Origin of the sequence: Nakamurella aerolata (assembly GCF_013002705.1) — a bacterium.
GTDB classification, from domain to species: Bacteria; Actinomycetota; Actinomycetes; order Mycobacteriales; family Nakamurellaceae; genus Nakamurella; species Nakamurella aerolata.
Genome location: NZ_JABEND010000007.1, coordinates 56,191 through 74,125, shown reverse-complemented (window position 1 = coordinate 74,125; position 17,935 = coordinate 56,191). Strand labels below are relative to the sequence as shown.

At 70.6% G+C, this 17,935-nt stretch carries 14 protein-coding genes; 12 read left to right on the top strand and 2 right to left on the bottom strand.

Going from position 1 to position 17,935, the window contains the following annotated elements; all coding sequences use genetic code 11:
* Window positions 1–83 precede the first annotated feature (83 nt).
* Window positions 84–1,415: an MFS transporter gene (locus HKD39_RS12735; protein WP_171200259.1), complete on the top strand. Its 1,332-nt coding sequence runs from the start codon at window positions 84–86 to the stop codon at window positions 1,413–1,415.
* On the opposite strand, the gene HKD39_RS12730 is transcribed toward HKD39_RS12735, so the two are convergent.
* Window positions 1,397–1,984: a DCC1-like thiol-disulfide oxidoreductase family protein gene (locus tag HKD39_RS12730; RefSeq protein WP_171200258.1), complete on the bottom strand. Its 588-nt coding sequence runs from the start codon at window positions 1,982–1,984 to the stop codon at window positions 1,397–1,399. The genes HKD39_RS12735 and HKD39_RS12730 overlap by 19 nt on opposite strands.
* Window positions 1,985–2,540: 556 nt before the next feature.
* Between HKD39_RS12730 and HKD39_RS12725 the strand changes: the two genes are divergently transcribed.
* A complete protein-coding gene (locus tag HKD39_RS12725) occupies window positions 2,541–6,143 on the top strand; it encodes a translation initiation factor IF-2 N-terminal domain-containing protein (protein ID WP_171200257.1) in 3,603 nt (1,200 codons plus the stop codon).
* A 112-nt stretch (window positions 6,144–6,255) separates the two neighbouring features.
* Here the strand turns inward: HKD39_RS12725 and HKD39_RS12720 are convergent, their stop codons facing one another.
* A complete protein-coding gene (locus HKD39_RS12720; RefSeq protein WP_171200256.1) occupies window positions 6,256–7,248 on the bottom strand; it encodes a lysylphosphatidylglycerol synthase domain-containing protein in 993 nt (330 codons plus the stop codon).
* Between the two features lie 316 nt (window positions 7,249–7,564).
* On the opposite strand from HKD39_RS12720, the gene HKD39_RS12715 reads away from it, so the two are divergent.
* The 10 genes from HKD39_RS12715 (at window position 7,565) to HKD39_RS12670 (ending at window position 17,867) form a co-directional block, all read left to right on the top strand.
* Window positions 7,565–9,157, top strand: coding sequence for a bifunctional glycosyltransferase/class I SAM-dependent methyltransferase (locus tag HKD39_RS12715; RefSeq protein WP_171200255.1), 1,593 nt, complete (start codon window positions 7,565–7,567; stop codon window positions 9,155–9,157).
* Window positions 9,158–9,451: 294 nt separating this feature from the next.
* The gene (gene rplU / locus HKD39_RS12710; protein WP_171200254.1) at window positions 9,452–9,763 is read left to right on the top strand and encodes a 50S ribosomal protein L21; all 312 of its coding nucleotides are present in this window, start codon (window positions 9,452–9,454) and stop codon (window positions 9,761–9,763) included.
* A gap of 35 nt (window positions 9,764–9,798) precedes the next feature.
* Window positions 9,799–10,083, top strand: coding sequence for a 50S ribosomal protein L27 (gene rpmA, locus HKD39_RS12705; protein WP_171200253.1), 285 nt, complete (start codon window positions 9,799–9,801; stop codon window positions 10,081–10,083).
* 137 nt (window positions 10,084–10,220) lie between these two features.
* On the top strand, window positions 10,221–11,744 hold the full coding sequence (gene obgE, locus HKD39_RS12700; RefSeq protein WP_171200252.1) for a GTPase ObgE: 1,524 nt from the start codon (window positions 10,221–10,223) through the stop codon (window positions 11,742–11,744).
* A 63-nt stretch (window positions 11,745–11,807) separates the two neighbouring features.
* The gene (gene proB, locus HKD39_RS12695; protein ID WP_171200251.1) at window positions 11,808–12,956 is read left to right on the top strand and encodes a glutamate 5-kinase; all 1,149 of its coding nucleotides are present in this window, start codon (window positions 11,808–11,810) and stop codon (window positions 12,954–12,956) included.
* Complete coding sequence (locus HKD39_RS12690) at window positions 12,953–14,290, top strand: glutamate-5-semialdehyde dehydrogenase (protein WP_425488453.1); 1,338 nt, start codon at window positions 12,953–12,955, stop codon at window positions 14,288–14,290. Before proB ends, HKD39_RS12690 begins: the two co-directional genes overlap by 4 nt.
* Before the next feature lie 29 nt (window positions 14,291–14,319).
* Complete coding sequence (nadD, locus tag HKD39_RS12685; RefSeq protein ID WP_212754527.1) at window positions 14,320–14,946, top strand: nicotinate-nucleotide adenylyltransferase; 627 nt, start codon at window positions 14,320–14,322, stop codon at window positions 14,944–14,946.
* A 23-nt stretch (window positions 14,947–14,969) separates the two neighbouring features.
* On the top strand, window positions 14,970–15,476 hold the full coding sequence (rsfS, locus tag HKD39_RS12680) for a ribosome silencing factor (RefSeq protein ID WP_212754506.1): 507 nt from the start codon (window positions 14,970–14,972) through the stop codon (window positions 15,474–15,476).
* Window positions 15,476–16,135 (top strand): histidine phosphatase family protein, encoded by a 660-nt coding sequence (locus tag HKD39_RS12675; RefSeq protein WP_212754505.1) that lies wholly within the window; start codon window positions 15,476–15,478, stop codon window positions 16,133–16,135. The genes rsfS and HKD39_RS12675 overlap by 1 nt, the downstream gene beginning before the upstream one ends.
* A gap of 253 nt (window positions 16,136–16,388) precedes the next feature.
* Complete coding sequence (locus HKD39_RS12670; protein WP_171200247.1) at window positions 16,389–17,867, top strand: ComEA family DNA-binding protein; 1,479 nt, start codon at window positions 16,389–16,391, stop codon at window positions 17,865–17,867.
* Window positions 17,868–17,935: the final 68 nt, after the last annotated feature.

Here is a 17,935-nt window from a genome sequence, read left to right as displayed (position 1 = left end):
GCACCCCACCATCCAGCCCACCAGCTTCGAGCCCACCAGCTTCGAGCACCCCACCACCCACCACACCTCACAGCGGGAAGATCATGGCACTGCAGGGATATGCGGCTGTTCTCCGAGTGCAGCAGGCTCGATCGATCCTGCTGCTCGGGCTGCTGATCCGGATCCCGATGTGGGCGCTGAACGTGGCGCTGACCCTGCACGTGGTCAAGCACCTGGGGCTCTCTTACACGATGGCCGGGCTCATCACCACCGCCGCCACCGTCGCGCAGGCGGTGAGCGCGCCGTGGCGAGGTCGGCTGCTGGACCGGATCGGCTTGCGCCGCACCGTTTTTCCGTCGTTGGTGGTGCTGACCGTCTGCTGGGCGATCGGCCCGTGGGCGGGGTACTGGGTGCTGCTGCCGCTGGTGTTCGCCGGCGGACTGTTCACGCTGCCGACGTTCTCGATCGTCCGCCAGGTGCTGCTGGTGTCGGTCCCGCAGGCACACCGCAAGAGCGCCCTTGCCATCGATTCGGTGGCGGTGGAACTGTCGTTCATGGCCGGCCCCGCACTCGGGGTGTGGCTGGCCACCAGCTGGCAAACCCCAGGTGCGCTACTGCTTTTCGGTCTGCTCGATGTGGCCGGGGGAGCGCTGCTGTGGCTGCGAAACCCGGCGATCAGCAGCCAGGGCAGCGTCGCCGCGGAGGCGGAACCGCCCACCGCTGAAGCCGCCGCCCAGCCGTCCGGCGAGATCGCCGCGCAGAGCACCGGGGTGGCACCCGTCCCGCAACATGACGACCCACAGCAGGCAGGGACCCGGCCCGCCGCGGTGTCCCGGCGCGACTGGGTCGGCCCGATGCTGTTGGCGGTGCTCGGCGCTACCGCGGCCTGCACCGTCGTGCTCACCGGCACCGACGTCGCTGTGGTGGCGATGCTGCGGCAGTGGGGGTACGAGAGCTCCATCGGCTGGGTGCTGACCCTGTGGGGTCTCGGCTCCGCCATCGGGGGGCTGATCTACGGCGCGCTGCGCCGGCATCCCTCCGCGTTCGTGTTGACCCTGCTGCTGGGCGCCGCCACCATTCCGGTGGCACTGGCCGATCAGCGCTGGACGATGGCGGTGTTGTTGGTGATCGCCGGCATGTTCTGTGCGCCGGCGATCACCGCCAGCATCGACGCGCTCACCCGGCTGGTGCCCGAGCAGGTGCGCGGCGAGGCCCTCGGGTGGCACGGCGCCGCCCTTACCGCGGGTACCGGGCTCGGCGCCCCGGTGGTTGGCTTCGTGATCGACCGCGCCGGAGCGCCGAGCGGCTTCGTCGCCGCCGGTGCCGTTGGGGTAATGGCCGGCGGCGTCGGCCTCGCGCTCAGCTGGTACCGCAGGCACCGGCGCGGGTCGGACCGGCGTCGGCCCGAGCGGGCCGGTCAGCCGGTCGGCGGCTGAGTGTCGGCCCGGAGCTGGCCTCCGGTCGGCTGCCCGGTTCCGGTCGGCGGCGGTTGCGGCCGCGATGCCGAGTTCCGTGCCGACAGATCAACGGCGCAGGCCGGGGTGCCGCCCGGCAGTCGGTAGCGGTGCGCGGCGACCCACCGGTAGCCGCGTTCGGCCAACCAGCTGATCCCGGGTGCCGCCAGCACCAGCCCAGCCGGACGCCAGCCGACCGCGCCGGCCCGCAGGGTGGCCGCCACCGCCGCGGCGCCGGCATATGTCTTCGTCCGGCCGGACCGCCCCGTGCCAGCCCCCGTCGCGTCGACGGTCGCCCGGTCGGTGTCAGGTCGGTCGGGGTGCTGCCGCTCGGGCTGTCCGCTCCGGCGGTGACCGGTGCCGGCGACGAAGTGCAACGACTCGCCGCAGCGCTGGTAGTCAAGATTCCACCCGGCGAGTTGCGCCGGGGAGAAGTTCTGGAACGGCTCGATGTCGAAGCGGTGCTTGCGGTCGATCCAGCGGCGGGTGAACTGAGCGCTGGTGGTGCAGAAGCCACAGTCACCGTCGAACAACAACACTGCATCAGCCACCGGCACACCCCTGGGTTCTGGCCGGCGCCGGGCGTCGGCACCGCCGGATCGATCATCGTTGGGTGATCGCAGCGTAACCAGACACCACGCAGCCGGGTGGGGGAATGCAGTAGTGGGAATGCGGTACTGGGAATGCGGCAGGGAATGCCAGGCGCAAGGGCCGGGTTGGTGAAGGTGAGCGGTCAGTCGCCGTCGGCGCGCCAGGGGGCGCCCGGGCGAGCATGTCGACTGGTCACCGGGCCGACGCACCGGTGGGCCGAGCGCGGACCGGACTTCGACCCGGCTGTGGGATACTTCCAGCGGAACCGCTGCCGATTCCGGCGGCGCGCTGCGAGGCCCGAGGGGCCAACGGCGGGGTGGGTGAGAGTCACTCCGGCCGGCATGAGCGTCGACCCGGCACCGCTCCGAGAGGTACTACCCAGACTTGCGTGACGCGCAGTCGAACGCCGATCCGGCTCCCCGGATCGCTTCGGGCGCGTCACGGCACGTGACACATATCGGTCCCTGCGCGGACGCGTTCACACGCGCCCGGGGGCCGTCGAGAGGAACCAACTGAATGACCGACCAGAACGCCAACGACACCGCGGGCGCATCCGGCGCCGAAACGCACGACGCCGCCGGGGAAACACCGCGAACGGGCGAAGCAGCAACCACCCAGCCGGCGGCCGGCGCGCGGCGCCGCTCGTCCGGCAACCGCCGCCGCACCACCGGCACATCGGGGTCCGCCAGCACCGGGTCCGCCGGGTCTCCCACCACCGGGTCCACCAACACTGGTTCCCCCAACACCGTGGCCGAGCCGGAGCCCGACGACTCGGCGACCGGCGAAGCAGCCGGCACCTCCGCGACCGACAAGCCGCGGCGCGGCGCCAAGAAGCGGTCCGCGAACTCGGCCGGCCGGCAGACGCCGGCCGCCGACACCGTGCCGGGATCGGCACCCGAAGGCGCTCCGGAGGCCGCCCCGGCCGGGAACTCCGCGGCCGACCCCGCCGCAGACCTGCCGGCCCGGCCGCGCGTGCACGAGCTGGCCAAGCGCACCGGGCTGTCCAGCAAGGAACTCATCAGCGCGCTCGCCGATCGCGGTGTGACCGTCAAGGCTGCCAACTCGACGGTGGACCGTGCCGTCGCCCTCGAGCTGATCGCCGAGCTGACGCCATCCGGTAGCGCCGGCCTCGGTGCCGCCGTGCCCGCAGCGCAGCAGGCAGCTCAGGACGCCGACGCTCCAGACACAGACACAGACACCGGCACGGACACTGCCGCGCGCGGCGCCGGGACCAGCCCGATGTTCCTGGAGCCGGCGCCCGCGTCGGCCGCGTCCCGCTCCCGCCGGCGCCGGGCCGCCGCCGCGTCCGAGGTCGAGCCGGCCGACACCAGCGCCGCCGGGAGCGTTGACGATGCCGCAGCGGAGGATGCCGGAACTGCCGATGGCGGCACGGCTGCCGACGACGCCAAGCCGACCGGCCGCCGCGGCCGCGGCCGCCGGGGCAAGAAGGCAGCTGACCCGGACCAAGCGGATGCGTCCGCCGAGACACCGGATAGCTCCGCGACCGACGCGTCAGGCTCCGGCGACCAGTCGACCGGCACCGACAGCGCCAGCACTGCCGACTCCGCCGGCGACGAGGGTGACTCGTCGGACGGCCGTCGCCGGCGCCGCCGGGGACGCCGCGGGCGTGGCCGTGCCGCCGACGAATCCGGCGAGACCGACGCCGCCGACGGCCAGCAGGACGCCGCCGCGGCCGACTCCGAATCGCGTTCCGACTCCGGCCAGGACACCGGCAGCTCGGACCGGGAGCCTTCGGACAAGGGCCGGCGATCTGGTGGCAGGGACGCCGGAGACAAGGACGGCAGAGACGCCAGAGACGCCAAAGACGCTGCGCAGGCCGACACCGGCGCCGACCCGGCGGACGCCGACAACGACGACAGTGACGACGAGACCGACGGCACCGGCTCGGGCTCCCGCCGCCGCCGGCGTCGCCGGCGCCGCGGCGGTGGCTCCGGCGACGACGCCGGCGCCGCCAACGGATCGGACAGCCGCAGGGACAACGGCGGCGACACCTCCGGCTCCGACGACGAGGTGCAGGGCATCAAGGGCTCGACCCGGCTTGAGGCGAAGCGCCAGCGGCGCCGCGATTCCCGGGAGAGCAGCCGCCGCCCGCACATCCTGTCGGAGGCCGAGTTCCTGGCCCGCCGGGAGTCCGTCAACCGGGTGATGGCGGTGCGCCAGCGCGCTGGCCTCGCCCAGGTGGCGCTGCTGGAGGACGACGTCCTGGTCGAGCACTTCGTCTCCCAGGCCGGCTCCGAGTCGATGATCGGCAACATCTATCTGGGCAAGGTGCAGAACGTGCTGCCCAGCATGGAGGCCGCGTTCATCGACATCGGACGCGGCCGCAACGCCGTGCTCTACGCCGGCGAGGTCAACTGGGACGCCACCGGCCTGTCCGGCAAGGCCCGCCGGATCGAGACAGCACTGAACTCCGGCGACATCGTGCTGGTGCAGGTGTCCAAGGACCCTGTGGGGCACAAGGGTGCCCGGCTGACAACGCAGATCTCTTTGCCTGGACGCTTTTTGGTGTACGTGCCCGGCGGCGGAGCCACCGGCATCTCCCGGAAACTGCCCGACACCGAGCGCAAGCGGCTCAAGAAGATTCTCGACAAGATCGTCCCCGACGATGCCGGGGTGATCATCCGCACCGCGGCCGAGGGAGTACCGGAGTCCGAGCTGGCATCGGACGTCGAGCGGTTGAAGAACCAGTGGGAACAGATCAAGCAGGCCGCCGACGGTGGCAGCAAAGCCTCGGCGCCGCAGCAGCTTTCGGCTGAGCCGGACACCCTGATCAAGGTGGTCCGCGATCTGTTCAACTCCGACATCGCCGCACTGGTGATCGACGGTGACAGCGCCTATCAGGCCGTCAGCGGTTACGTGCAGCAGGTGGCCCCTGAACTGGCCGACCGGGTCAGCAAGTTCGATCCTGAGCAGGCGCCGGCACCGGCCAAGACCGGCAAGCGTGGCCGCGGCAAGAAGTCGGACGCCGCCAAGAACAACGGTGCCGTCGATGTGTTCACCGCCTATCGGATCGACGAGCAGATCGCAAAAGCGTTGGAGCGCAAGGTTCATCTGCCCTCCGGTGGGTCGCTGGTGATCGACCGCACCGAAGCGATGACGGTGATCGACGTCAACACCGGCAAGTACACCGGTTCCGGCGGCAACCTCGAGGAGACCGTCACCAAGAACAACCTGGAGGCGGCAGAGGAGATCGTCAGGCAGCTGCGGCTGCGGGACATCGGCGGCATCATCGTTGTCGACTTCATCGACATGGTGCTGGAGTCGAACCGGGATCTGGTGCTGCGCCGGCTCACCGAATGCCTCGGCCGCGACCGCACCAGGCACCAGGTGGCCGAGGTGACATCGCTCGGCCTTGTGCAGATGACCCGCAAACGCATGGGAACCGGTCTGGTAGAAGCGTTCTCGCAGCCCTGCGAGCACTGCCACGGCCGCGGCATCGTGCTGCTGGACGCCCCTGAGGACCACGACCACGAACCGGCCGGCGATAACAAGCCGGGTAAGAAGCGCAGGGAGCGGCGCAACACCAAGGCCGACCGCGGCAACGCCGATGCCTCGAGTTCCGCGGAGACCGACGACGTCGAGCCGCTGCGGATCACCTCGGTGCGCGCCGATCCGCGCGGCCCGAAACCGCCGCTGCGTCCCGGCGCCCCGGTGCGCACCCTTGACGAGTTGCCCACCCTCGAGGAGGCCGCTGCGGTGACGGCGGCCGGGGCCGGTTCGACGTCGGCCGAAGCTCCGGACGATCCCGCGGTGATCAGCGAGCGGCTGACCGAAGCCAGCGAACAGGTCAGCGACCCCGCAGAGGTCAGTGCCGAGGTGCGCGAAGTGGTGGCCGCCGTCACCGGCGCGTCGACCGCAGCCGCGGCGGGTAACACGGCGGGGGAGCACCGAGCCGCGGAGAACGGGACTGTGCAGAACGGGACTGTGGAGGGCGGTGCGGTGGCCAACGGTGCGGCGGACAACGCTGCTCGCGACAGCAACGCTGTTGGCGACAACGCTGCGGCGCCGCGACCCAAGCGCCGTCGCCGCGCGGCCACGAGGGCGGCCGGACCGGCCGATCCGGTGCATGCCTCGTCCACGGCGGGCTCCACCGACTGACCAGCGCCCGACTGACCAGCGCCCGACTGACCAGCGCCCGGCTCACCCACGCCCGGCGACCACGCCCCGGCTGACCCGCGCAGCGCGGCCGCCGGCCAGGTAGCGCGGAGGTTCAGTCGGCGGCGGGTGATCTCGGTTGCCGGTTCGGCCGATGGCTGGCGGTGTAGGCGGCCGCCCAGCCGGCCAGCCCCAGATCGGCGACGGTGGTGACCACTCGGGACACCACCGCGACGGCGATGGCGGCGCTGGATGTGGTGGCCGATGACAGGATCAGCACCAAGACGCCGTCCCGAGCGCCCGCCCCGGCCGGCAGCAGGAACGCCACCATGCCCGCGCACCAGGCCACCGCGTAGGCGCCGATGGACAGCAGCAGGGTGCGGCCGATCGAGCTGTCGTCGGCGGCGGCGCCGAGCACCGCGGCATGCAGCCCGTACAGCCCCCAGCCGAGCGTGCTCCAGGCCAGTGCCCGCAGCAGCGGTTCCCAGCCGAAGTTGCCCTCGAATGTCACCTTCGGCAGCCGGCGCAGCAGTGCCAGCAGTACCGGGGGCAGGATGAGCACCCCGATCGCCAGCCCGGCGGCGGGCAGCAGCCACAGCCAGCCGTGCCGTCCGCCCAGTCGAATCGCCGCGATCAGCCCGCCCACCACCAACCCGGTGGCCAGACTCACCAGCACGGCGATCAGCAGCGCCGCAACCGAGCGGCGGCGCGGCACGTCGTGGTCGCTGCCCAACTCCATCTGGCTGACCACCGGCCACACCGCGCCCGGCAGGTACTTGCCGAGCTGACCGAGAAAGTAGATCTGCGCCGAAACTCGAAGCGGCAGTGGCGATCCCAGCCCGGCCAGTACCGACCGCCAGGACAGCATGCCGGTGCCGAGGCCGGCCACCATCGGCACCAACGACAGCAGTGCGCTGCCCCAGCCGATGCGTTGCAGGTCGGCGGAAACGTCGTCCCAGCGGCTACCGACGGCGTAAACGGCAAGGGCGACAGCGGCCACCAGAAAGCCGATTCGTACCCAGGGGCTGCCGGCGGCGGTGAGCAGTCGATGCAGCAACCGCCGGGTGTGGTGCTGCTGCGGCTGTTGCACTTGCCGTTGCCCGGTCACCAACCGCCGTCCTTCCCGTCCGATCGCCGTTCCGACTCGCTCCAGCAACGCGCGGTCCCGATGCGCTGCTACCCAGGTGCTGCCCTACCGATGTGCTGGTTACCAATGTGCCGTATGTCATTGGTCGCTCCCGACGGCCCGCACCCGAGACGTCGGCCGGTAAAACCGACCCGACACCAGCATGCGTGCTGTTGTGGGGCGGTTGTCCGCAGTTGGGGCCACCGTCGCCGGCGCCGGGCAAACCCAGGTCACGCTACGCGATCACGAGGCCGCCGGGCGGCAGAGCTGCCGCTCGCGCGCTGCTAGCGTGAAATGTATGAGTCAGTCTGTGACCCCGGCGGCGCCGACCACCCCGGCAGCTCCCGCGGACACCCCCGCGTCACCGTCAGGAACCGCGTCACCGTCAGGAACCGCGTCACCGGCAGCAGCTGAGCCCGCCGACCGGCCGGCACCCACCGTCAAGCCCACCCCGCGCATCGGTGTGCTGGTGGTCGCCTACAACGCAGAGACCACGCTGGCCGAGACCCTCGACCGCATTCCGGAAGACGTCCGCGCCCGGCTCGCGGAGATCATGATCTTCGACGACGCCAGCAAGGACGCCACCCTCGACGTGGCCAGGAAGTGGCGCGACTCGCACCCGGAGACCAAGACCGTCGTTGTCAAGCACCTGGACAACCTCGGCTACGGCGGCAACCAGAAGGCCGGCTACGCGGCGGCCATCGAGCACGGTCTCGACATCGTTGTGCTGCTGCACGGCGACGGCCAGTACGCCCCGGAGTGCCTCGGTGAGATGGTGCAGCCGCTGCTGGACGACGAGGCCGACGCGGTGTTCGGCTCAAGGATGATGCGCAAGGGTGCGGCCCGCGAGGGCGGCATGCCGCTGTACAAGTACGTCGGCAACCGCATTCTCACCACCGCCGAGAACAAGCTGCTCGGCTCGGATCTCACCGAGTTCCACTCCGGTTACCGGGCCTACCGGGTGTCGGTGCTCAAAGACCTGCCGATCCAGCAGAACACCAACGATTTCGACTTCGACACCCAGATCATCGTGCAGCTGGTCGCCACCGGCGCCCGGATCGTCGAGATCCCCATCCCCACCTACTACGGCGACGAGATCTGCTACGTCAACGGCGTGAAGTACGCAAGGGACGTCATCAAGGACGTGGTCAGCTATCGGCTCACCAAGGCCGGCTTCGGCACCAACAGCTGGGTGCCCACCGACGCCGAGTACGGCCTCAAAGAGAGCGAGGGCAGCTCCCACAAGATCATCACCGCGATGTTCGGTGAGCTGCCGCCGTCGCGGGTGCTCGACGTCGGCTGCTCAGGCGGCCAGCTCTCCAAGCTGATCACCGAGGCCGGGCACAAGGTCACCGGGCTCGACGTGGTGGAGATCCCAGGGGTGCGCGACACGGTCGCCGAGTTCGTGCTGGCCGATCTGGAGAAGGGCCTCGTCGACCAGGTGGGCACCGGCTACGACGTGGTGGTCGCCGCCGACGTCATCGAGCACGTCAGCGACCCGCAGCAGCTGCTGTCGGAGATGGCGCAGGTGGTGCGGCCGGGCGGCGAGGTCATCATCTCCACCCCCAACTTCGGGCACTGGTACTCCCGCGGCCGGGTCGCGCTCGGCCTGTTCGACTACGACCGCCGCGGCATCCTGGACGCTACCCACCTGCGGTTCTTCATGCGCCGCGGGTTGCGCCGGCTGTTCGACAGGGCCGGGCTGAAGCTGGTCGAGCTGAACTACTCGGGTCTGCCGTTCTCGGTGGTGAGCGAGGCCAAGCCGGGGCCGGTGGGCCGGGTCGCCTCGGCCATCGACCGCGGGCTTGTGCGGCTGCGGCCGACGCTGTTCGGCTACCAGTTCGTGGCAAGGCTCACCCCTGCAGGGCGCCCGGCCAAGCCGCAGGACTGAGCCGGCACAGACGACCGAGGCGCACCGGCAACCCGAGCGGCCGCGCGGTTTGGCCACGCCAGGGCACCTGGCGTATGCTTGAGAACCGGTCCGCCGCACGTGCGGCGGGCTGTTGTCTGTCTTCGGTGCCCAGGCCGGTAGCAACGCCCTGGTACCTCGTGCCCCGCCCAGGCGCCCGGCGGCCGGCAAACCAGCAGGCGGTGGCCAGGCGGCTTGCCGAGGCGTCACCGACAGACCAGCAACACAAGCTCAACGGATTCAACTCAACGGATTCACAACGGAAGGCCCAACCCGATGTACGCGATCATCTCCACCGGCGGCAAGCAGTACAAGGTCGCCGAAGGTGACGTCATCGAGGTCGAGAAGCTCCCGGCCGAGGTCGGCGGCGCTGTCGAGCTCGCCCCGGTGCTGCTGGTCGACGGCTCGTCCGTCACCTCGGCGGCAGCCGATCTGGCCAAGGTCGCCGTCGCCGGCGAGGTGGTCGAGCAGACCAAGGGCCCGAAGATCGTCATCCACAAGTTCAAGAACAAGACCGGCTACCACAAGCGCCAGGGCCACCGTCAGAAGCTGACCAAGGTCCGCGTCAAGAGCATCTCGGTCAAGTAACCCGGCCAGCCGTAACGGATTGAAGGACAACAGTCATGGCACACAAGAAGGGCGCCTCCAGCTCCCGTAACGGGCGCGACTCCAACGCGCAGTACCTGGGCGTCAAGCGCTTCGGCGGGCAGGTCGTCTCGGCCGGCGAGATCCTGGTTCGCCAGCGCGGCACCAAGTTCCACCCTGGTGCCGGCGTCGGCCGCGGCAAGGACGACACCCTGTTCGCGCTGATCCCCGGCGCCGTCGAGTTCGGCACCAAGCGCGGTCGCAAGACCGTGAACATTGTGGCCGCGGATGCTGCTCCGCAGGCTCAGCCCGCCCAGGTCTGAGCTCGACGGCAGCAGCACCAACAGCCACGCAGCACACCATCAGCCACCAGCAGGGGCGGGCCGGAACTCCGGTCCGCCCCTGCTGGCGTTGACAGCCACGGCACCTTGAACAGCTGCCGGCAACCGAAGGAACTCAGATGGCCAGATTCGTTGACCGCGCCGTCCTGCACCTGCAGGCCGGTGATGGTGGTCGCGGCTGCGCCAGCGTCCATCGGGAGAAGTTCAAGCCGCTCGGCGGCCCGGACGGTGGCAACGGCGGCAACGGCGGCGACGTGATCCTGCGCGTCGACCCCGGTGTGCACACCCTGCTCGACTTCCACTTCCGCCCGCACGCCAAGGCCGGCAGCGGCAAGCCCGGCCAGGGCGACAACAAGGACGGCGCCGCCGGCGCCGATCTGGTGTTGAAGGTGCCGGACGGCACCGTGGTGCTGGACGCCGGCGGACATCTGGTGGCCGATCTGATCGGCGCCGGCACCGAATACGTTGCCGCACACGGTGGTCGCGGCGGTCTCGGCAACGCCGCACTGGCGTCCAAGGCCCGCAAGGCCCCCGGGTTCGCGCTGTTGGGAGAGCCCGGCCAGAACGCCGAGCTGACCCTTGAGCTCAAGTCGGTCGCCGACGTCGGTCTCGTCGGCTTTCCCAGCGCCGGCAAATCGTCGCTGGTGTCAGTGTTGTCGGCCGCCAAGCCGAAGATCGCCGACTACCCGTTCACCACCCTGCAGCCCAATCTGGGAGTGGTGGAGGCCGGCGACGAGACGTTCACCATCGCCGACGTCCCCGGTCTGATCCCCGGCGCCAGCCAGGGCAAGGGGCTTGGCCTTGAGTTCCTGCGGCACATCGAACGTTGCTCGGTGTTGTGCCATGTGGTCGACTGCGCCACCTACGAACCAGGGCGCGACCCGCTCAGCGACATCGAAGCGCTGGAAAGTGAACTGGCGCAGTACACCCCGTCGTTGGCCGGCGATCTGGCCGACAAGCCGCGGCTGGTGGTGCTCAACAAGATGGACGTGCCCGAGGCCAAGGAACTGGCCGAGCTGGTCCGTCCCGACCTCGAAGCGGCCGGCTACCCGGTGTTCGAGGTGTCCACCGCCACCCACGAGGGGTTGCGGCCCTTGCGATTTGCGCTGGCCGAGCTGGTGGCGGCCGATCGGGAGCGGCGTCCGGCCGCGCAGCCGGCCCGGATCGTGGTGCGGCCCAAGGCGGTTGACGAGGCGCAGTTCACGGTGCGACCCGATCCCGAGGTCGACGGCGGCTTCGTGGTCAGGGGTACCCGACCGGAACGCTGGATCAGGCAGACCGACTTCACCAACGAGGAAGCCGTTGGCTACCTGGCGGATCGGCTGTACCGGCTCGGCGTCGAGGACGAGCTGGCCAAGCAGGGCGCGGTTCCGGGTGCGGCCGTCACCATCGGCGATGTCACCTTCGACTTCGAGCCGATGACGCCGATGGGTATCGATGCCTCCGACGGCACCGCCGGCACGCCGCTGGGCAGCAGGGGCACCGACGAGCGGCTGCACAACAACCAGCGGGTGGGCGCGGCCGAGCGCAAAGCCATGCACCGGTTGCGCCGCGGGCTGCCGGTGGAGGATCACGAATGGGACGACAGCTACGGCAGCGGCGCCGATACGGCGCAGGTGAGCGACAGCGAGCCCGAACGGTGACGGCGAGCACTCGGTGAGACCCTTCTCCAGCCAACGGGTTTCGGTCGGCGACGGTGATCGGCGGTGAGCCGGGCCAGAGAGGCGGTCGGCGCCGCCCGCCGATTGGTGGTCAAGGTCGGGTCGTCGTCGTTGACCACCGCCGCCGGCGGGCTGGACCCGGCGCGGCTGGATGCCCTGGTCGACGCGGTCGCCTCCCGTCGGTTGTCCGGCACCCAGGTGGTGCTGGTGTCGTCCGGGGCGATCGCCGCGGGGTTGGCGCCGCTCGGATTGCGCCGGCGCCCAAGGGATCTCGCGACCCAGCAGGCAGCCGCGTCGGTGGGGCAGCAGCAACTGGTCGCGCGGTATGCCGGCTCGTTCGCGCGGCACCGGTTGACGCTCGGGCAGGTGCTGCTCACCTCCGACGACGTGGTGCGCCGGTCCCACTACCGCAACGCCCAACGGACGTTCGACAAGCTGTTGACCCTCGGGGTTGTCCCGGTGGTGAACGAGAACGACACCGTCGCCACCGCGGAAATCAAGTTCGGTGACAACGACCGGCTCGCCGCGCTGGTGGCCCACGTGGTCCGCGCCGACGCGCTGGTGCTGCTGTCCGACGTCGACGCGCTGTACTCGGCGCCGCCGCGGGATCCGGACGCGGTCGCCGTGGGTGAGGTCGCCGGCCCCGAAGATCTGGCCGGTGTCGGTATCGACGCCAGCTCCAGCGATGTCGGTACCGGCGGCATGACGTCGAAGGTGACCGCGGCACTCACCGCCACCAATGCCGGCATCCCGGTACTGCTGGCCGGTGCCGAGCAGGCCGCGGCCGCGCTGGCGGCCGGCCAAGGCCCGGCGGTCGGGACCGCCTTCGCCGCCGCCGGGCGGCGCACCGGGACCCGGCTGCTGTGGTTGCGCTACGCAGCGCAGCCGCACGGTGCCCTTGAACTGGACGGTGGGGCGGTGGCGGCCGTCGCCGGGCGCCGAAAGTCGTTGCTGCCGGCGGGGATCAGCGGCATCCGCGGCGATTTCGAATCCGGTGATGTGGTCGACCTGACCGATCCGGACGGTACCGTGATCGGCCGCGGCTTTGTCTCCTACGACGCTACTGAGCTGCCGGGCATCATCGGCCACCGGCTCGGCGATCTGCCGGCCAACCGCCGCCGGCCGGTGGTGCACGCCGACGACGTCGTCCTGATCTCGCGGACCAGCCAACCGATCACCCAGGGAGCACGGTGACACAGGTGACCCTCACATCAGATCTCGCCGAATCCACCGAACCGGCCACCGGCGCGGCCAGCCGCGAGCAGGTGCTGGACACCGCGAGGCGGGCCCGTCCGGCGGCCAGAGCGCTGGCCGGGCTGACCACCGCCGTCAAGCGGGAAGCGTTGCACGCCATGGCCGATGCGGTGGTCGGCGCGACCGACGACCTGCTGGACGCCAACGCCGGCGACGTCGCTGCCGGCCGCGCCGCGGGCATGGGTGAGGCGCTGCTCGACCGGTTGACGCTGACTCCGCAGCGGATCGAGGCGGTCGCTGCCGCGGTGCGCCAGGTCGCTACCCTGCCCGATCCGGTGGGTCAGGTGCTGCGCGGCACGGTGCTTCCCAACGGGCTGCGGTTGAGCCAGGTGCGGGTGCCGCTCGGAGTGCTGGCGATGGTGTACGAGGCCAGGCCGAACGTGACCGTCGATGCCACCGCCATCGCCGTTGCCTCGGGTAATGCGGTGCTGCTGCGGGGATCTGCCTCCGCCATTCGATCGAACACCGCACTGGTCGGAGTGCTGCACCGGGCCGGTGGCGCCGCCGGACTCCCGGAGAATTTCGTTCAGCTGGTGCCAGGTACCGACCGGGACAGCGTCCGCCATCTGATGACGGCCCGCGGACTGGTTGACGTGATCATCCCGCGCGGCGGGGCCGGGCTGATCAACGCGGTGGTGAACGGCTCCACCGTTCCGGTGCTGGAAACCGGGGTGGGGAACTGCCACGTGTATCTGGACGCCTCGGCCGACCCGGCCAAGGCCGTTGCCATCGTGGTGAACTCCAAGACCCGCAGGCCGTCGGTGTGCAACGCCGCGGAAACCCTGCTGGTGCACCGTGATCGGGTCGGCGACCTGCTGCCGGAAGTGGCGGCCGCGCTGCACGCCGAAGGGGTGACGCTGCACGCCGACCCGACGGCCCTTGCCGCCCTGGAAACCGTTGACGCCGGGGGCGCCGTGGTGCCGGCCCAACCCGCCGACTTCGACACCGAGTACCTCTCGCTCGACCTTGCGGTCGCGGTGGTGGACGACCTGCCGGCTGCGGTGGCGCACATCAACGCCCACGGCACCGGCCACACCGAAGCGATCGTCACCGAAAACCTCGACGCCGCAACCACGTTCACCACCGAAGTGGACGCTGCCGCAGTGATCGTCAACGCCTCGACAGCCTTCACCGACGGCGGCGAGTTCGGCTTCGGCGCCGAGATCGGCATCTCTACTCAGAAGCTGCACGCCCGCGGCCCGATGGGCCTTGGGGAGCTGACCAGCAGCAAGTACGTGCTGACCGGTACCGGCCAGACCAGGGACCGGTCGTGAGCGCGCCGAAGCAGCGCAGGGTCGGGGTGATGGGCGGCACCTTCGACCCTATTCACCACGGCCACCTGGTGGCCGCCTCGGAGGTCGCCGACCGCTTCCACCTCGACGAGGTGGTGTTCGTCCCCACCGGGCAGCCGTGGCAGAAAGCCGACGAGAACGTGCTGCCGGCCGAACACCGTTACCTGATGACGGTGATCGCCACCGCGGCGAACCCGCGATTCAACGTCAGCCGGGTCGACATCGACCGGCCAGGGCCCACCTACACCCGCGACACCCTCACCGATCTGCACGCCGCCGACCCGGAGGCGCAACTGTTCTTCATCACCGGCGCCGACGCACTGGCGAAGATCATGTCGTGGAAGGACGTCGACCAGATCCTGTCGCTGGCCCACATGATCGGCGTGACCCGGCCTGGCTACGTGCTGGACAACGGCGATCTGCCCAAGGACGCCGTGACGCTGATCAACGTGCCGGCGATGGCCATCTCGTCGACCGACTGCCGGGAACGGGTCAGCCGGGGCGAACCTGTGTGGTACCTGGTACCGGACGGCGTCGTCCAGTACATCGCCAAACACGGCCTCTACCAAGACTTGTCCAACCAACCCGCGTCCGCCGACCCAGCCACCGACCCGACCCGAACAGAGGAAGCAACGTGACCGCTACCGACCAAGCTGTCGCCATGGCGACGATCGCGGCGCAGGCCGCGGCCGACAAGCTCGCCACCGACATCACCATCATCGACGTGTCCGACCGGCTGGCCATCACCGACTGCTTCGTGGTGGTGACCGGCGGCAGCGACCGGCAGATCGGCGCCATCGTCGACGCGGTGGAGGAGAAGATGCGGGAAGCCGGCCACAAGCCGGTGCGGCGCGAGGGCGAGCGCGACGGCCGCTGGGTGTTGCTGGACTTTGTCGACGTGGTGGTGCACATTCAGCACGCCGAGGAGCGGGTGTACTACGCGCTCGACCGGTTGTGGAAAGACTGCCCGGCGATTCCTTTCACCGACGCCGACGCGGCGGACCATGCGGCAGGTACGGCAGCGGAAAACGGAACCGCACCTGCACCGGCCGGCGGGTCCAGCGGTGGGTCCCCCGGCGAGTCCAGCGATGGGTCCACCGGCGCGGACGAGGCCGACCCTGATGGCGGCGACCTGCGCGCGGACGGTGAACCGGAGCCCGAACGCTGATGCTGCAGCACGTGATTCTGCTGCGCCACGGCGAAACCGATTGGAACGCAACGCTTCGCATGCAGGGGCACCAAGACGTGCCGCTGAACGAGAGCGGGCTGGCCCAGGCGCAGGCGGCGGCGCCGTCGGTGGCGGCGCTGCAACCGGACGTGATCGTGTCCTCCGACCTGTCCCGCGCGGTGCAGACCGCTGAGCCGGTGGCCGCGCTGGCCGGGCTGCCGGTACAGGTGGACCCGCGGCTGCGGGAGACCTTGCTGGGGGAGTGGGAAGGCCTGACCCGCGACGAGGTGATCGACGGTTGGCCCGGTCTGTGGGAACAGTGGCGCTCGTCCAACGCCGAGTTCGCGCCGCCCGGCGGGGAGTCCCGAATGCAGGTGGCGAGCCGAGCGGTGCAGGTGGTGCACGAGCTGGACGAGACCGGCGCCGACCGGGCCCTGCTGGTGGCGCACGGCGGGCTGATCCTTGGGCTGACAGCGCATCTGCTCGATCTGCCGAAGGATCAGATGGAGGTGTTCACCGGGGTGAGCAACTGCCACTGGGTGGTGCTGCATCGCGCGGAGACCACCGTGTCGCGGTCGGGGTGGCGGCTGCACTCCTACAACGCCGGGCTGTCCAGCGTGGTGCTGCCCGGCGGTGAGGACGAGGTGGCCGGCGTCTGAGCCGGTGTGGTGCAGCGGTTTTCACCCGTGGCGCGACGGCCGGTCCGGCGAAAGGTTGCGCCGGCGGATTGTGGATGGGTGTGCTGTTGCGGTAGCCCTGGTGGGTTCGGATGCGCCCTGATGTGTCTGGCCGTGCCTTAGCGGTGCCCTGGATGCGTCCGGATGTGGATGAGTTGTCCACCGGGCCGGAATCCATCCACATTCTCGGTCGGTGAGCTGCCTGATTGGTGGTGTCGCACCTACCGTCGCGAGCATGTCACGGCATCGCTCGACCGCGCCCGGTGACGGCGCGACAGCCCGAGAACGCCTGCGCCCGATACGGTTCGGCGCGGTCACCGATCCGGCGACGGGTTGGACGCCGGGGCCTCACTGGCCTGCGGACGATGCCCGGCACCGCGCGGACAGCGGGCACCCGACCGCTGCCGAGTACCTGACCGCTGCCGAGTACCTGTCGGATGCCGCGTACCTGACCGATGCCGAGTATCTGACCGCTGCCGAGCGTGGCGCTGTCGACGGTTTCCATGGCGCAGCGCCGGGGCAGCCCTACCGGGCCGCCGATTTGCGTGCCGACCGCCACATCCCAGTCGGCGCCGGGTTTTCCGGTACTTCGGGTGCTGCTGGTGATCCGGCCGCCGATGTCGGCGCGGCTCCCGGCGCCGGTGCCACCGGTGAGGCTGTTGCCATCGATGCCGATCCAGACGTTGGTGATCGGTCCGACCTCGGCGGATGGGCTGCCGGCGATGGTGCGGCCGACACTGCTGAAGGGGACGACTCCGCCGCCGGGGCGGACATGGCCGAGACGACCGAGCCGGCGGACGAAAACGGCACGCTCCGGCACCGGCCCCGCCGCATTCGACTGAACCGATTGGTGCAGACCTGGGTTCCGGAACCGCTGCGCGACGCCCGCGTCGACCCCGGGCGTCGCGGTGCATTGGTGTTGCTGCTGGTCGCGGCGCTGGCTGCGGTAGCGACCGCCGTCGGCGTCTGGCGCGACCGTCCGGTGCCAAGGCCGGTACAGCCGGTCGCGATGGCGCCGGTGTCGGACGCCGTTGCCGCTACCGAGATGCCGGCGGCGACCGACGGACGCGCCGGACCGGCAGCGGGCGGTGTTACCGGACGCGCGGGCCCTGCAGACGCCGGTAACCGCGCCACCGGAGTCTCCGCCACCGGCTCGGCGCAACGCGCAGGCACCGGCCAGCAGCCGTCCCAGCGTGCAGACACCGGCCGGCCCCCGCCTTCCGGACTGGCCGAGCTGGCGGTGTCCGTCACCGGATTGGTGAAGCGTCCCGGCCTGGTCCGGGTGCCAAGTGGCGCGCGGGTAGCCGATGCCATCGCTGCCGCCGGCGGCGTCACCGATCGCGCCGACATCACCGGCCTCAACCTGGCCGCGGTTCTCGGCGACGGGGACTCGGTGGTGGTGGGTGGTGCGGCGGCCGGGGGGAGTGTCGCCGGGCATGGCCCGACGCCGGCCAACGGCGCGGCAGCAGCCACCGACTCGGCGGGCGGCCCTGGGGTCGAAAAGGCCGGCGTCCCAGTCGATTTGAACTCCGCCGACCAGGCGGCGCTGGAGGAGCTTCCCGGTGTCGGTCCTGTGATGGCCGGGAACATCCTCGCCTGGCGGCAGACCAACGGGGCGTTCACCTCGGTCGACCAGCTCCAGGAGGTCACCGGAATCGGACCGGCGCGGTTCGCGCAGCTGCAGCCACTGGTCACCGTCGGGTCGGGCCCGTGAGCAGCCGCCGTTGGCTCTCCGAAGAAGTCGTCGCCCCACTGGATCTGCGCCTGGCCGGCCTGCTCGCG

Excerpts from the sequence above, each read along its gene's own strand:
- rpmA (WP_171200253.1), top strand. The coding sequence starts at position 9,799 with ATGGCACACAAGAAGGGCGCCTCCAGCTCCCGTAACGGGCGCGACTCC.
- rplU (WP_171200254.1), top strand. The coding sequence starts at position 9,452 with ATGTACGCGATCATCTCCACCGGCGGCAAGCAGTACAAGGTCGCCGAA.
- nadD (WP_212754527.1), top strand. The coding sequence starts at position 14,320 with ATGGGCGGCACCTTCGACCCTATTCACCACGGCCACCTGGTGGCCGCC.
- rsfS (WP_212754506.1), top strand. The coding sequence starts at position 14,970 with ATGGCGACGATCGCGGCGCAGGCCGCGGCCGACAAGCTCGCCACCGAC.
- HKD39_RS12670 (WP_171200247.1), top strand. The coding sequence starts at position 16,389 with ATGTCACGGCATCGCTCGACCGCGCCCGGTGACGGCGCGACAGCCCGA.
- HKD39_RS12715 (WP_171200255.1), top strand. The coding sequence starts at position 7,565 with ATGAGTCAGTCTGTGACCCCGGCGGCGCCGACCACCCCGGCAGCTCCC.
- obgE (WP_171200252.1), top strand. The coding sequence starts at position 10,221 with ATGGCCAGATTCGTTGACCGCGCCGTCCTGCACCTGCAGGCCGGTGAT.
- HKD39_RS12675 (WP_212754505.1), top strand. The coding sequence starts at position 15,476 with ATGCTGCAGCACGTGATTCTGCTGCGCCACGGCGAAACCGATTGGAAC.
- HKD39_RS12735 (WP_171200259.1), top strand. The coding sequence starts at position 84 with ATGGCACTGCAGGGATATGCGGCTGTTCTCCGAGTGCAGCAGGCTCGA.
- HKD39_RS12725 (WP_171200257.1), top strand. The coding sequence starts at position 2,541 with ATGACCGACCAGAACGCCAACGACACCGCGGGCGCATCCGGCGCCGAA.